The sequence below is a fragment of the Vagococcus changpingensis genome, assembly GCF_058211775.1.
On record NZ_JBYVZB010000001.1, the window covers coordinates 569,214 to 584,243 of the forward strand.

15 protein-coding genes are annotated in these 15,030 nt (G+C 34.6%); all 15 read right to left on the reverse strand.

The features are described from left to right. Nucleotides 1–19: 19 nt before the first annotated feature. The gene (locus tag AC37UB_RS02840; RefSeq protein WP_125956753.1) at nt 20–1,381 is read right to left on the reverse strand and encodes an acetyl-CoA carboxylase biotin carboxylase subunit; all 1,362 of its coding nucleotides are present in this window, start codon (nt 1,379–1,381) and stop codon (nt 20–22) included. Nucleotides 1,382–1,384: 3 nt separating this feature from the next. Then, complete coding sequence (fabZ, locus tag AC37UB_RS02845) at nt 1,385–1,813, reverse strand: 3-hydroxyacyl-ACP dehydratase FabZ (RefSeq protein WP_117972911.1); 429 nt, start codon at nt 1,811–1,813, stop codon at nt 1,385–1,387. A gap of 12 nt (nt 1,814–1,825) precedes the next feature. Further along, nucleotides 1,826–2,296, reverse strand: a complete 471-nt coding sequence (gene accB / locus AC37UB_RS02850) for an acetyl-CoA carboxylase biotin carboxyl carrier protein (RefSeq protein WP_490685304.1) — start codon at nt 2,294–2,296, stop codon at nt 1,826–1,828. Between the two features lies 1 nt (nt 2,297). Continuing rightward, nucleotides 2,298–3,536 (reverse strand): beta-ketoacyl-ACP synthase II, encoded by a 1,239-nt coding sequence (gene fabF / locus AC37UB_RS02855; protein WP_490685305.1) that lies wholly within the window; start codon nt 3,534–3,536, stop codon nt 2,298–2,300. 10 nt (nt 3,537–3,546) lie between these two features. Beyond that, nucleotides 3,547–4,281, reverse strand: coding sequence for a 3-oxoacyl-[acyl-carrier-protein] reductase (gene fabG / locus AC37UB_RS02860; protein ID WP_490685306.1), 735 nt, complete (start codon nt 4,279–4,281; stop codon nt 3,547–3,549). Beyond that, nucleotides 4,282–5,226, reverse strand: a complete 945-nt coding sequence (fabD, locus tag AC37UB_RS02865; RefSeq protein WP_490685307.1) for an ACP S-malonyltransferase — start codon at nt 5,224–5,226, stop codon at nt 4,282–4,284. Nucleotides 5,227–5,229: 3 nt separating this feature from the next. Then, on the reverse strand, nt 5,230–6,204 hold the full coding sequence (fabK, locus tag AC37UB_RS02870; protein ID WP_241699093.1) for an enoyl-[acyl-carrier-protein] reductase FabK: 975 nt from the start codon (nt 6,202–6,204) through the stop codon (nt 5,230–5,232). 67 nt (nt 6,205–6,271) lie between these two features. Then, the gene (locus AC37UB_RS02875) at nt 6,272–6,517 is read right to left on the reverse strand and encodes an acyl carrier protein (protein ID WP_117972917.1); all 246 of its coding nucleotides are present in this window, start codon (nt 6,515–6,517) and stop codon (nt 6,272–6,274) included. Between the two features lie 20 nt (nt 6,518–6,537). Further along, entirely contained in the window at nt 6,538–7,506 is a 969-nt protein-coding gene (locus tag AC37UB_RS02880) for a beta-ketoacyl-ACP synthase III (RefSeq protein ID WP_241699094.1), read from the reverse strand. Nucleotides 7,507–7,524: 18 nt separating this feature from the next. Beyond that, a complete protein-coding gene (gene fabT, locus AC37UB_RS02885; protein ID WP_117972919.1) occupies nt 7,525–7,965 on the reverse strand; it encodes a fatty acid biosynthesis transcriptional regulator FabT in 441 nt (146 codons plus the stop codon). Nucleotides 7,966–8,186: 221 nt separating this feature from the next. Then, nucleotides 8,187–9,095 (reverse strand): YitT family protein, encoded by a 909-nt coding sequence (locus AC37UB_RS02890; protein WP_233519174.1) that lies wholly within the window; start codon nt 9,093–9,095, stop codon nt 8,187–8,189. 29 nt (nt 9,096–9,124) lie between these two features. Further along, complete coding sequence (locus AC37UB_RS02895; protein WP_241699095.1) at nt 9,125–9,871, reverse strand: NADPH-dependent oxidoreductase; 747 nt, start codon at nt 9,869–9,871, stop codon at nt 9,125–9,127. A gap of 146 nt (nt 9,872–10,017) precedes the next feature. Continuing rightward, on the reverse strand, nt 10,018–12,468 hold the full coding sequence (locus AC37UB_RS02900; protein ID WP_490685308.1) for a 5'-nucleotidase C-terminal domain-containing protein: 2,451 nt from the start codon (nt 12,466–12,468) through the stop codon (nt 10,018–10,020). Nucleotides 12,469–12,740: 272 nt separating this feature from the next. Further along, nucleotides 12,741–13,709: an asparaginase gene (locus AC37UB_RS02905; protein ID WP_117972922.1), complete on the reverse strand. Its 969-nt coding sequence runs from the start codon at nt 13,707–13,709 to the stop codon at nt 12,741–12,743. An 80-nt stretch (nt 13,710–13,789) separates the two neighbouring features. Beyond that, nucleotides 13,790–14,953 carry an MFS transporter gene (locus tag AC37UB_RS02910; protein WP_158559432.1) on the reverse strand — a complete coding sequence of 388 codons (1,164 nt, stop codon included), beginning with the start codon at nt 14,951–14,953 and terminating at the stop codon, nt 13,790–13,792. Between the last annotated feature and the right edge of the window lie 77 nt (nt 14,954–15,030).

Sequence of the window (15,030 nt, forward strand, 5' to 3'; positions counted from 1 at the left end):
CTTATCCTCCTTTTGCATGTTACTCACTAGACCAATTTGGCAAAAAAGTCGTTTGTAAAAATGAGGTATCATACTCGCCTTTTACAACAGACGGATGGGTCAATAAATCAATTTGAAACAGCTGATTTGTTGTCACACCTTCTACCACCAATTCTAATAAAGCTCGATTCATTTTGAGTATGGCTTCCTCACGAGTCTTTCCATGTACAATAATTTTCGCAATCATAGAGTCGTAAAATGGTGGAATTGTATAACCTTGATACATCGCACTGTCCACTCTTAAACCTAAACATCCAGAAGGTAAAAATAACGTTGAAACAGTACCAGGCGATGGCGCAAAATTAAATGCTGGATTTTCCGCATTTAGGCGACACTCAATGGCATGACCTGTCAACTGAATATCTTTCTGTTTTAGTAGTAAAGGTTGATTCGCTGCAATTTTTAATTGCCATTTAACAATATCTACTCCTGTAATCATTTCTGTCACAGGGTGTTCTACTTGAATTCGTGTGTTCATTTCCATAAAATAAAACTCATTGTATTCGTCTACTAAAAATTCAATCGTTCCAGCATTTTGATAGTTCACAGCTTTCGCCGCTTTTATCGCTGTTTCACCAATTGCTTGTCTCAATTGATCTGTTAAGGAATGGGCAGGGGCTTCTTCTAAGACTTTTTGATTATTTCTTTGAAGCGAACAATCTCGCTCTCCTAAATGAATCACATGTCCGAAATGATCACCCAATATTTGAACCTCAATGTGTTTTGCTGGATAAATAATTTTTTCAATATACATGTCGCCATTACCAAAAGCTGCTAGGGCTTCTTTTTGGGCAGATGAAAAATGAGTCGCTAACTCCTCTTCACTCATCACTTTACGAATCCCTTTTCCACCACCGCCTGCTGCGGCTTTTAGCATCAGAGGGTAACCAATTTTTTTGGCGATTTTTTTTGCTTCCTCTATTGAGTCTATAGCACCATTACTACCGGGTATGACAGGGACTTGTGCTTCAATCATCAGTCTTCTTGCGTTCACTTTATTTCCCATCTCATCAATTGTCTTCGCCTTTGGACCGATAAAAGTAATTTGACATTCTTCGCACATCTCTGCAAATAGGCTATTCTCTGCCAAAAAACCAAATCCAGGATGAATGGCTTGAGCACCTGTTATAACGGCAGCACTTAAAATATTATGCATATTAAGATAAGAATCTGTTGCTTTAGCTGGACCAATGCAAATGGCTTCATCAGCCAACGCCACATGAAGAGCCTCTTTATCCGCTTCAGAATAAATAGCAACTGTTTTTATTTCAAGTTCTTGACAAGCACGAATAATCCGAACAGCGATTTCTCCACGGTTTGCTATTAGTACTTTTTCAAACATGGTTTAAGCTCCTATAATAAAGGTCATCAATGCTTGACACACCACTTTATCTTCCACTTTTGCCGTTGCTTTTCCTATGCCAATGTTCCCTTTTTGCTTAATGATTTCCATTTCCATGATTAATACATCACCTGGTACAACTTTTTGACGGAATTTTACTTTGTCTATTCCTCCTAAATACCCAGTTTTCCCTTGAAATTCTTCACTTTTTAATAAAGGAATGGATCCAGTTTGTGCTAGTGCTTCTAAAATCAATACGCCAGGCATTACTGGCTCACCAGGAAAATGTCCAGGGAAAAAATGTTCATTGTAGGTCACATTTTTTACTGCTTTGACGTATTTTCCAGGTTCTAGTTCCAATACTCTATCAACCATCATGATTGGGTAACGATTTGGAATAATTTCCATAATTTCTTGTACATTTAATTGCATGTGTTCTTCCTCCTAAGAAATTCTAAATAATGGTTGACCAAATTCAACAATTTGCTCATTTTCCACAAATATTTCTGATATAGTTCCTGATGTATCACTCACGACATCATTCATAATCTTCATGGCTTCAATAATACATAGCGTGTCGCCAACAGATACACTGTCTCCGACTGATACAAAAGATGGTTTTCCAGGTTCACTTGACGTGTAAATGACTCCAACAATTGGCGAGGTGATAATTTTTCCATCTAATGGTTCACTTACTTTATCAATTTGGGGTTCGTTAGCTGAGACTGATTTTGTTTCTTCCATGATATGGCTGACGTCTGCTTTTGATACTTTGGGTAATGTTTGAGGTTCGTTAGGATGATTGATTTCATTTTTACTCAAATAGAGAGATAATCCTTCTATAGTGATATTCATTTCACGAATATCACTCTGTTCAAATTGACTCACTAATTCTTTAACAGATTCAATACTCACATTACTCACCTCGCCATTTTTTCATCGCGATAACAGCATTATGCCCACCAAAACCTAGTGAGTTACTTAATGTGTAATTAACAGGTATGTTTCGTTTTTCGTTTGGTACATAGTCTAAATCACACGCTTCATCTGCTTCTTGTAATCCAATAGTTGGTGGGATAGTGTCACTCATTAACGCACCTAAGCAAGCTAACGCTTCAACCGCTCCAGCTGCACCTAATAAATGTCCCACCATACTTTTTGTACTTGATACAGGTGTGGTATAAGCAGATTCTTTCATAGCATATTTTATCGCCATGGTTTCTGCTCCGTCATTTGTTGGTGTACTTGTTCCATGAGCGTTGATGTAACTCACGTCTTCTGGTGTAATACCTGCCTCTTCCATAGCTAACATCATGCATTTCCCAGCTCCAGACCCATCACTACTTGGACTGGTGATATGATTCGCATCGCAATTAGAACCATATCCAACAACTTCTCCATATATTTTAGCGCCTCGTTTTTTCGCATGATCTAATTCTTCCAATACTAAAACAGCACTGCCTTCTCCCATGACAAACCCATTTCGCTCTTTATCAAAGGGAATTGATGCTCGTTTTGAGTTATCTGAATTCGATAAAGCGGTCAATGCAGCAAATCCAGAAATACCTATTTCACAAATAGTTGCCTCTGCCCCTCCAGCTAAAATAACATCAGAATAACCATGTTTGATATTTCTAAATGCCTCACCAATCGCATTTGTTGAAGAAGCACACGCTGTGACGATTGACGTACAAATTCCTTTTGCTTCCACTTTTATGGCAATATTCCCTGCTGCCATATTACTAATTGCCATTGGAACAAAAAATGGTGCTACACGCTTTGGTCCTTTTGTATGCATTCGAATGACCTGATCTTCAATCGTTTTCATCCCACCGATTCCTGAGCTGACGATGACGCCAAATCGATCTGCATTAATCTCATCAATATTAATCTGACTATCGGCAACTGCTTGTTTAGCTGCTGAGATACCATAAACAGAAAACATATCCATTCGTTTGATTTCTTTTTTTTCCATATAAAGAGTGGGATCAAAATCCTTTACTTCAGCAGCGACGTGAATCCCTGTTTCTGATGCATCAAATTTCGTAATAGGAGCAATCCCATTTTTCCCAGCTTGAATATTGGTCAAAAATTCTTGTGCTGTATTTCCAATCGGCGTCACGGCACCAATTCCTGTCACAACTACTCGTTTCATGAAATTCCTCCTAACCATTCATTACCATACCGCCATCAACATTAATCACTTGACCAGTGATATATGACTGACTTGCTAAAAATAGAGCGGTATCTGCAATATCATCTGTTTTTCCTAATCGTTTTAACGGAATATGAGATAACGTTGTTTCTTTTATTTTGTCAGATAAATGATCCGTCATATCTGTTTCAATAAATCCTGGTGCAATTGCATTGCACGTAATACCTCGAGCTGCCAATTCTTTAGCTGTTGATTTGGTTAATCCGATAATACCTGCTTTACTAGCTGCATAGTTCGCCTGTCCAGCGTTACCAATTTCCCCAATGACACTCGACATATTAATAATGGTACCGAAACGTTGCTTTAACATTAATTTTGACACATGATGAATCGTATTGAATGTTCCTTTTAAGTTAACAGAAATCACTTCATCAAACATCTCTTCTGTCATTCTCATTAATAAAGTGTCTCTTGTTATTCCGGCATTATTAATTAAAACATCCACACGTCCAAACCGACTATGTGCCTCATCAATTAATTTTTTAGCCTCGTCAAATTCTTGTACATCTCCAATCACAACATGTGTTTCCACTTGATAAGATTCGATTTTTTTAATCAGTTCTTGAGGTACTTCTTTTCTTGCATTTAATACAATATTTGCCCCCTCTTTAGCAAAATGAATCGCTAGTTGCCTACCAATTCCTCGTGAACTTCCTGTAATCACAACTGTTTTTCCTTTAAACATCTAGTACCCCCATTTCATCAACTTTTTATCAAGTTGATGTAGTGTTTTTATATTTTCAATATTTTGTACGTTTATCGTACTCTCGCTTGCTCGAATAAAATGACTTAATGTTTTACCTGGACCTAACTCGATTAAGTTTTCAACTGATTCTCGTTTAAATGTATGGGCTGTTTCTTCCCAATAGACAGGCGACATCATTTGGTGTGTCAAATTTTCTTTGATATCAACCGTATCAGGTAATATACTCCCTGTAACATTTGTGATTAAAGGAATACTAGAAGCGGAAAAATTGATCCGTTGCAACGTTTCAAAAAATATCTCTGCTGCCTGTGCCATTAATGGAGTGTGAAACGGACCACTCACATTAAGACGAACAACCTTTTTAGCGCCAGATTCACTTAATTGCTTTTCTGCCTCTGTTACAGCTAACGTATCTCCTGCAATCACAATCTGTTGTGGCATATTATAATTCACAGGTAACACTATGTGGTTTAATTGCGTAATCGACTGACAAATCGTTTCAACTGTTTCTCTATCTAATCCAATCACTGCACTCATGGCTCCTTGACCTTCTTTTACAGCTGATGCCATCAAATCACCTCGTTTGAAAACTAACGCCACCGCATCAGAAAAAGAAAGTGACTGATTTTCTACCAAAGCACTATACTCACCTAAACTAAGACCTGCTACCATAGAAGCTACTATGCCAAATTCTTGTTTAACAACAGCTGACGTGGCACAACTCATCGTTAAAATGGCTGGTTGTGTATATTTTGTCATATGTAGCTGATTGTTTTCTTCAAACAATAACTGAGCCATATCAAAGGATAAGACATCACTAGCACACTCAACATGCTCCTTAAATATCGGAAATTCATCATATAATTCTTTTCCCATACCAATATATTGACTACCTTGACCGCTAAACATAAATCCGATTGTCATAAATTACTCCTTATCTAGTATCCATTCAGTGTAACGATTTTTCAAAACATCCTGTGTTTCAGCTATAAGTTCTTGAATAATTTCCTCACACGTTTGATCATCCGTTTTGATCATACCAGCAATTTGTCCTGCCATCATAGAACTATTTTTTATATCCCCATCAATGACTGCTCGTTTTAAAGCTCCCTTACCTAGATCTTCCAATCGATCAAAATCAGGTTGTTCTTTACCACCTTCAACACGTTCTGCTTTTTCAAATGTTTGAGTCAATTTATTTCGAAGGCCTCTAACTGGATGACCAGTTAGCATTCCTGTCACAACGGTATCTATATCTTTTGCTTTAACTACTTTTGTTTTAAAATTATTATGAGCAATAGATTCTTTTGATACTAAAAATCTAGTTCCAAGTTGAACAGCTTGTGCGCCAAGCATTAATGCTGCTGCAACACCTCGTCCATCCCCAATTCCCCCTGCAGCGATAACAGGGATACTAACTGCATCAGCTACTTGCGGAACGAGCGTCATGGTAGTAGATTTTCCGATATGTCCGCCACCTTCCATTCCTTCAACCACAACCGCATCTGCGCCTTCTTTTTCCATGCGCTTGGCTTGTGCCACTGACGCAACAACTGGTATCACGATAATGCCTGCTTCTTTAAAACGTTTCATGTATTTACCTGGTGAACCTGCACCTGTTGTAATCACTTTTACTCGCTCTTCAATCACTAAGTCAACGATGTCTTCAACAAATGGGGACATTAACATGATATTGACCCCAAATGTTTTATCAGTTAGCGTTCTTGCCGCTTGAATTTTTTCTTGAATCACCTCTTTTGGTGCATGACCTGATGCAATCAGTCCTAAACCTCCTGCATTTGACACTGCACTGGCTAATGTTTCTTCCGCCACCCAAGCCATTGCACCTTGAATGACGGGATATTCTATATTTAAAAGTTGACAAATTGTCGATTGTTTCATCGATTCACCTCATTTTTGGTTTTAAAAAAATAGCTATCGGTCAATAACAACCAATGCTATTTATATCTTATTTATTTGCAGCAATTTGTTTGTCAACGAAATTAACTAAATCTTGAACTGTTGTTAATCCTTCATCTGTTTCAATCTTGACATCATATTCTTCAAATGCGTCTTCAATATCATTTAGAATTTGGAATAAATCTAAACTATCTGCATCTAATTCTTCTCTAAAGTTTGTTGTTAATTGTACTTCTTCTTCCTCTTTCCCTAATTGATCCACAATGATTTCCTGAATTTTCTCAAATGTTGTCATAGTTGTTTCCTCCAATAAATTTATAATTTAATTAATAGACTACCCCAAGTAAGACCTGCACCATATCCTGTTAATAGGCACAATGAGTTACCAGATAGTGTCACTATTTTTTTATTCACCACATCATCCAATAAAATAGGGATAGATGCAGCTGACGTGTTACCAAATTGTGCCACGTTAGTTAAAAATTTTTCCTTCTTGATTCCCGTTTTTTTCGAAAGAGCTAAAAGAATACGATAATTGGCTTGATGAGCTAATACAAAATCAATTTCGTTAGATGTCGTATTGTTAGTTTCTAAAATCTGCACCATATTTTTCGAGACATCCCTTAATGCAAAATCAAAAATTTGTTTCCCATTCATTGTCAAATAAGGCTGTCCAGTTACATCACTAAAACGATTTTGTCTTATATGACTATGGCCATATAAAGCACTTGATCTCCTACCGTCTGCTTGGATCAATTCTCCTATAAAACTAGGTGTATCAGAAGTTTTTTCTATTAAAACACCACCTGATCCATCGCCAAACAATACAGCTGTTTGCCTATCTGACCAATCAACTAGCCGACTCATCACATCTGTCCCTATCACAAGAGCACGTTGTATATGTTCTCCTGACAAATAGTTCTTTACCACTGATAAGGCATAAATAAATCCAGAGCAAGCAGCATTAATATCAAAACAAATCGATCGGTGAGCCCCAATACTCTCTTGTACTAAACACGCAACAGACGGTGTTGACATATCAGCTGACATTGTCGCAACGATAATTAAATCAATTGAGTTAGCATCAATATCTTTTACTAATTGTTTTGCTACCTCAATACTTAATGAAGTTGTCGTTTCTTCTACAGCAATACGTCTCTCTTTAATTCCTGTTCGTTGCTCAATCCACTCATCGCTAGTATCTAAAAATATTTCTAGCTCTTTATTCGTGACGTTCTTTTTCGGTAATGCTTTCGCTGTTTTAGTTATCTTAGGATATAGCATCACTTACTCCCTACTTACTTAATAATATTTTTTTAAAAAATGATGCAAGCTACTAAGGCCTTTAACCAATGCTTTTTTTTCTTCCTCAGACATATCCTCTAGCACTGCTTCAACCATTTTTTTATGGAAATGCTGATGGACGCGATAAAATAATCGACCTCTATTTGTTAATTTTAATCGAACAATACGGCGATCACTTTCACTTCTCACACGATCAACATAACCTTTTTTCACCAAATTATTGATTGCAACAGTCAATGTTCCGACGGTTATTGACAATTCTTTTGCTACTTCACCTGTTGTTTTGTTTCCACCCATACCAATGGCTTCTATGGTATGCATTTCTTTAATTGATAAATCAGAAAAATCACTCTTTTTTAGTTCAGTTTCTTCAATGGTTAAAATGTCATTAAATACTTTAACTAATTGTGAATTGACAATCGTAATTTTCTCATCCATATACTTGCCTCTTCCTTTAATTGTTTGATAATCAAAGTATATGGGTAAAAAAAAGAAAAAGCAATGTGAAATAGTTTGATAATCAAATGATTTGATAATCAAAGTATATGGAATGGTTTTATAAAATGCAAGCTTTTTTTTATAAAATTTTTATTTTGGCATTTAATCATTACGTTAAACATTGATATAATAAGGTTTTTAAATATAAAAAAAAGAGAGGTTTATAACCCCTCCACTCTTGATGCTCTAATTTTCTTTTGATCATCTTCGCTCCAAAATTGGCCAACAACTGTTTGAGTTGGAATAATATTAATAAAGGCTTTATCATCTGCATTATAGACGGCCTGTTCTAAATCATATAATTCATAGCGAGTCACAACCATCATAATAACTGAAACATCTTTACGTGAAAATACTCCAGTTCCTGGTAACAAAGTCATCCCACGTACAATTGATTGTTGAACAGAAAAAATAACTTCTTCCGTTCTATTTGTCATAATAAAAGCGGTCACTTTTTGATGACTTGTGTGTATTTTATCTACCACTTGAGTTGTACAAAAAATTGAAATAATAGTATATAACGCTGATTCCCAACTGAATAAGAAACCAGCAGCTGCAATGATAAATAGATTGATAATAAACATCAGTGATCCCACTGTTCTACCGGTTGTCTTTGATAAAACTAAAGAGACAATATCCATCCCACCAGTACTAAATCCATATTTCATCGTAAGTCCAACAGCTAACCCAGACAATACCCCACCAATGATTGCATTCATTAAGGGATTATCTGTCACTTGTACAACAGGAATAACGATGGTCATCACAGATACTGACAAGACAGTTAATAAACTTAGAATGGTAGCCGAACGACCTAATTTTATCCAACCTAAAATAGCAATCGGGATATTTAATATAAAAATCCAAATCCCTGTCCCAATATTTATATTAAATGCCTTAGCTAAAACACCAGAAATTAATTGCGATATCCCGTTTACCCCGACTGAAAAAACATCAGCGGGAATCAAAAACATATTTAAGCCAACAGCTATGGCTAAACCAGCAATAATAATAATTAGCCCTTGCTTAATTGCTTCATTTTTACGATATGCCTCGGTGATATTTCCCAAATCAACTGCCTCCCTTTATTCATCATAAATTAGTCAATCATAAATCCTTGTTTTTCAATATCTGATTTTATTCTCAATCGTTTTTCAGGTTTTCGATTCATCCCTTGTGTAATTTGATGAGTAAATGAGTCAATTCTCTTATTAGCATCTCGCAAATCATAATAATCAGTTACGATATTATCGTATTTTTTTAATTTACCAATATAGTTATCAAACGTTTGATAATTTTCTTCAAAAAACATCATTTCTTTTGGTAAACGTGGTTTCAATTGTGGCTCTTGATCTTTATAACCTATAGCTAACCCCAGAACGGCAAAGGTTAATTCTGGTAATTCCAATAATTCTTTTACTGCCTCATTATCATTTAAAATACTTCCTAAAAAAACAGTACCAAGATCTAAACTTTCAGCAGCTAAATTTACATTTTGCGCAGCTAAAACAGCATCGGTCATTGCAACCATATAACGATCCATATTATGTAGAACAGAGGTCTCTTGATTATTTTCTGTCGCAATTTGTTTATTTCGATATTGATCAGCCACAAAAATAAACACATGACTTGCTTCAGCCACATAAGGTTGATTGCAAATGTTAGCCAACTTTTGTTTCTTTTCTTTTGATGTTAAACACACTATACTATACGACTGCATAAAATTACTTGTTGCGGTATGTCTGGCAACATCAACCAATGTATCAACAATATCTTGTGATAATGTTTTATCCTTAAATTTTCTAATACTCTTATGATTTAATTGTAAATGAATTACTTCATTCATCATTAAAACTCCCTTTCTAGAAAAATTTCATATAACTAATCGTAGTATAACATTGGTTGGTTTAAAAATCATGATGAACAAGTTAGAATTCATAAAATAAAAGCAAGAGATAGTTGGTCCCTTGCTTTTATTAATCATTCATTTATTTAAGATGCTTTATTTTTAAAACCATAAGCAGCTGAAGCCACTGCCGTTAGAATCAGACCAATACTAACAAAATTAAATACTTTTTCACCTGTTTTTGGTAAACTATTTGTTGTTGTTGGTTTATTTTTAGTCGCATTATTAGCAGTTGCTTTAGCTAAATTCTTTATAGCTTTTGTAAGAGCTTCTTCAACTTCTTTTACAGTATCTACCGTTACATCTATCTCTTTTGATTGGGCATCTGTTAATACCTTATTTGCCTCTGTTAGAGCGTTAGTTAATACGTGCCAAGTATTAACTGTATAATCCACTTCTTTTAAACGATCTGTTTCTTTTACTAAAGCTTTTAATGTTTTTATTGATACCAATGCTTCTTTTTGTTTTACTAAGGCATTATTGATTTCTTTTGCTTTTGATTCGTCTTTATCTGTTAATACTTTTTCTGCTTTGACTAACTCTTCACTAAAAGCTATCCAACTCTTTACTGTATAATCAGATTCCGATAATTTTTTACTCTCAGTTATCGTTTTCTCAAGTTCTTCTAAAGTTGTCACTATAATATCTTCACTAGTTTCACTTGGTATAATACGTGAATAAGGGATTGCTTTTTCATAATCCATAATAGCATATTTTGCAGAACGAATTGGGAGTATTTTTTCACTCTTATCTACACTAATGTCACTTAAAAAATCAGTAAATACTTGATCTAATGATGGTCCTTCTTCACGAGAGCCACCTAACATAGTATAACCATCGCCACCTGCTGCTAAGAAATCATTAGTGGCTAATTTATACATTTTAGATTCATCTAAACGTTCAAATTCTCCTGTTGCTTTATTTTTAATTTTAATTGACCAAACACGTTGTCCAGCTTGATTATCTTCAGGTTTATTACCTGCTCCTTGTTTCGTTGAATCATAATGAATTTTTACAGAGTCTGATACTTGTAAGAATCCACCATTGCGTCCTAAGATAGGCTGTTTTGTTGTTTCATCTATCATAACCTGACCTGTTGATTTATCTTTTTGAACCTCAGAACGTAGGGAATACTCAAACATCTCTTTGATTTCTTTACCTGTCACATCAATTTGAGAAATAGTATTGCCAAAAGGTAGAACTGCTAAAATATCCCCTTTTGTCACTTTTCCTTTATTAATGTTGGTGCGAATTCCTCCACCATTAATTACAGCCAAGTCTGTTTGTCCATTTTTAAATCCAGTTTGTCCATAATCATATAGTGAGTCAGCGATAATATTTCCTAAGTTTGTTTCTCTTGTCCGAACATTATCTCCTTGACCTTCAAATTGAACAGGATTATTTTCTAGAACAACTTGATTCATTTCGTCATCAAATTTCTGTTTTGTTTCATCAATTATTTTCTTTATCGTTTCATCTTCTTTAATGTCTTTAAACTCTGATGCTGGTATTAATTCTGCTTTAAAAGTTGGATTTTCACCATTATAACTGATATTAATTAACCCAACATTATTTAAATAATTTCCAGTTTGTGCTAGTAATACATTCCCATAGGTTTGGCCAGTAGGAAGAGCTGTATGAGAATGACCGTCTAATACCACTATTTTTTCTTTAGGATATGTCTCAGATAAATTTTTTGCTAATGTATCCCCACGCCACTCTACCGGAGTTGTTTGATCTACTCCAAGATGACTCAAAAAGACAAACACATCTGCCTTACCTTTCAATTGCTCCATCATTTTTTTAGCTACAGGGATTGGATCAGCAAATGTCACATTTTTAACATTATCTGGATGTGTTTTAAACGCTGTCTCTGGTGTTGATAACCCTATCACTGCAAATTTTTTCCCGTCTTTTTCAATCATCTTATAGGGCTTAAATGACTCTTTACCATTTTTTTCAACATTAGCAGATACCATAGGTAAAATCTGTTGATATGCCATGGCTTGATCATAACCAAAATCAAATTCATGATTTCCAACTGCAACAGCATCATAAGGAATATGGCTCATAGCACGTACCATGTCCATCCCTTTACCAAAATTTGAAATGGCTAATCCTTGCATAGCATCTCCACTATCAAGCATTAATGTTGGATTTTTGCTATCTTTAAATGTTTTTAGCTTAGCTAAACCAATCACTTTTCCATCTTCATACTGCATACGTCCATGCATATCATTTGTATGCATAATACTAAAATTAAAATCTGTTGGTTTATTTTTCTTTTCTTGGCTACTTTCTGAATTGGTTACTGATTCATCAGTAGACAATTCGCTATCATCTGTTTGTTTTTCTTCTTTTGTAGATGTACTTGTTTCTTTTTGATTATTTTCTTGTATTTCTACATTTTCTGTTGTAGTTGTCGTCGTTTCTTGTGTTTCTTCAGCAAACACTGGTATTGCTGGAGAAAGAATACCAAAAACTAACATAAAGCATAACAAACTAATAAATTTTACCGAAACCTTTCCTTTTTCCAATGCCATCTCCTCCATTATAATTAATTCATTTTTACACACTTTATTATAACAAAATTCACAAAATAAGCTATGTTTAATCCAACTATTGAGTTAGTAGTTCATTAATTAATAAATGGACAAATTAAATAATGTTCCATCAAACAAGACAAACAACAAATACATATTCGTTTATAAAACCTAGATAACGCTAGTTATAATAATAATTAAATTGATACCTATCAAATAAAAAAACAGATAGCCAATTCTATCTGTTTTTTATCTTGTCTATTTAATTAAATTTCAGTCATATAATGTCTAAGTTCTTCTTTATTGAGTTTAGCATTTAATGCAACTAATAGACGCAATCGTGCTTTAGGACCAGTAATACCTCTAACAAACATCACGCCCATATTTTTTAATTCTACTCCTCCACCAACATAACTATATATATCTTCTGCTATGCCATTGGCACATCTTGAAACTAGAGCTATAGGAATATTCTTTTGTAAAACTTTTTCCAAACTCGGCAGTACAGCTGGAGGTAAATTTCCAGCACCAAGAGCTTCTATCACAATCCCATCGATGCTTCGTTCTGTTAATAGATCAAATAATGTTCCATCCATACCAGCATAAGCCTTAATAATAGGAATAGTTCCTTCCACTGTTGTAATTGGATAAACTTCTTCTTCGATAACATCCTTTAAAAAAATAGGTTTGTTTTTGGATAAAATACCGATTGGACCAAAAGTTGGAGCACGAAAGGTATCGACACTTGTTGTATGGGTTTTTGTGACAAATCGTGCCTCATGTATTTCATCATTCATCACAACCAACACACCTTTATCACGAGCTGATTCATGGGCAGCTGTAATAATTGCCTGCCTAAAGTTATACAAGCCATCTGATCCTATTTCATTACTACTTCTCATTGCTCCTGTTAATACCATTGCTAAATTATTTTTCAATGTCAATTCCAAAAAATAGGCTGTTTCTTCTAATGTATCGGTTCCATGAGTTATCACAACACCCACAAAATTTTCTGATTGGGCTTTTACGATACGCTCTTTTAATAATAACATCTCTTTAGGGGTGATATGTGGTGAGGGTAAATTGAATACCTCTTCAACAACTAAGTCTATGTCTTTTGGTAATGGTAAAAATTTATCACCTAGTGGATGTTTATTGGATAAGCTAACCCCTACACCATCTTCTTGCGTCATGGAAATCGTTCCGCCTGTGTGTAAAACGAGTACTCTTTTCATTTCTTTCACCTCATCATTTTATAAAACCATTATAGACTTATCTTTATCATAAAACGCTAAAGGGGAATAAATTCTCATTTTTAATTCATGAATTTCTCAATCTTATCATGGTTTAGTCGAATCACTAATAGTACTATTAGATAAAATACCACAAAACATAGGAAAGGAAATTTTAAATCTGTTGTATGAAATAGTCCATTTAATAGACTCATCATAACTGGAGATAACAAAACACCTAAATTACAACCAATAAAAATAACCGATGTCGACTGATTAATATCTACGCCTTTAGCAATTTGTTCGATATGGTTAAAAATATAAGGTAAAATCCATGCCACCGGAACGCTTGAAATAAATAATCCGATAAGTAGTAAGATAAACGAATAATCAGATAAATAGACAAATAAATTAAATAAAATATTAATACCTAACGCAACATAAATGACTTTAAAATGAAATAATCGAATAACTCTTTCAAAAAGAAATCCCGCAATAATCCCTAATGCCGGCATAATAGATAGAAATAAACTAGTATTAATCGTCTCACCTTTTAACTCAATTGCTAATGATGGAAATCTGACAGCTACAGCAATTGAATTCATCACCAAACTTGAAGCAAAAATAGCTGTAAAAACAAGTGGCTTGCTTAATGAAAAAGGATTTTTTTTTCTATCTGTTTGTATCTCAACTTCTGGAACATAGTGGTAAAAAAATAACGCGATTGGCAAACTTAAAAAATAGATAAGATAAGCATTGGTCCAATTTATGGTAATAAGTAATCCCGCAACAAACGTTAAAACCATTTGACCAAGCCCTTCGATCGCGTTTCTAATCCCCAACAATTCAGAACGTTTTCTTCCACTATATAATCCATTTATAAAACTGACGGACAACGCATTATACATACCAAATCCAGCTCCTAATAATAGCCGTCCAAGAAATATCATCAGATAATTATTTGAGATAAACTTTGGTAATACTCCGCCTAGACAAACCAGTAGTAATCCAATCACCACTGTTTTTTTCATTCCTATTTTTTTTGAGATACTAGAAGATAATAGAATAAATATTATCACTGTAATACTCGGAATGGTACTAAGTAACTCTGCTTTAACTTGCGTTAATTCAAGCGATTTTTTTATAAATGGTAACGTACCATTTATCGACACCCCACTTGTCAAAATAAATGAAATCGATAAAATTGCCATGGCAGTAAAAGAATTCATTTCAACCTTTTTTTTCATCATACACTCTCCTTAGCTATCAACTCCACTATAATACCATTATTCTAATACTTCAGATAGGGATACTTTAAATTCTT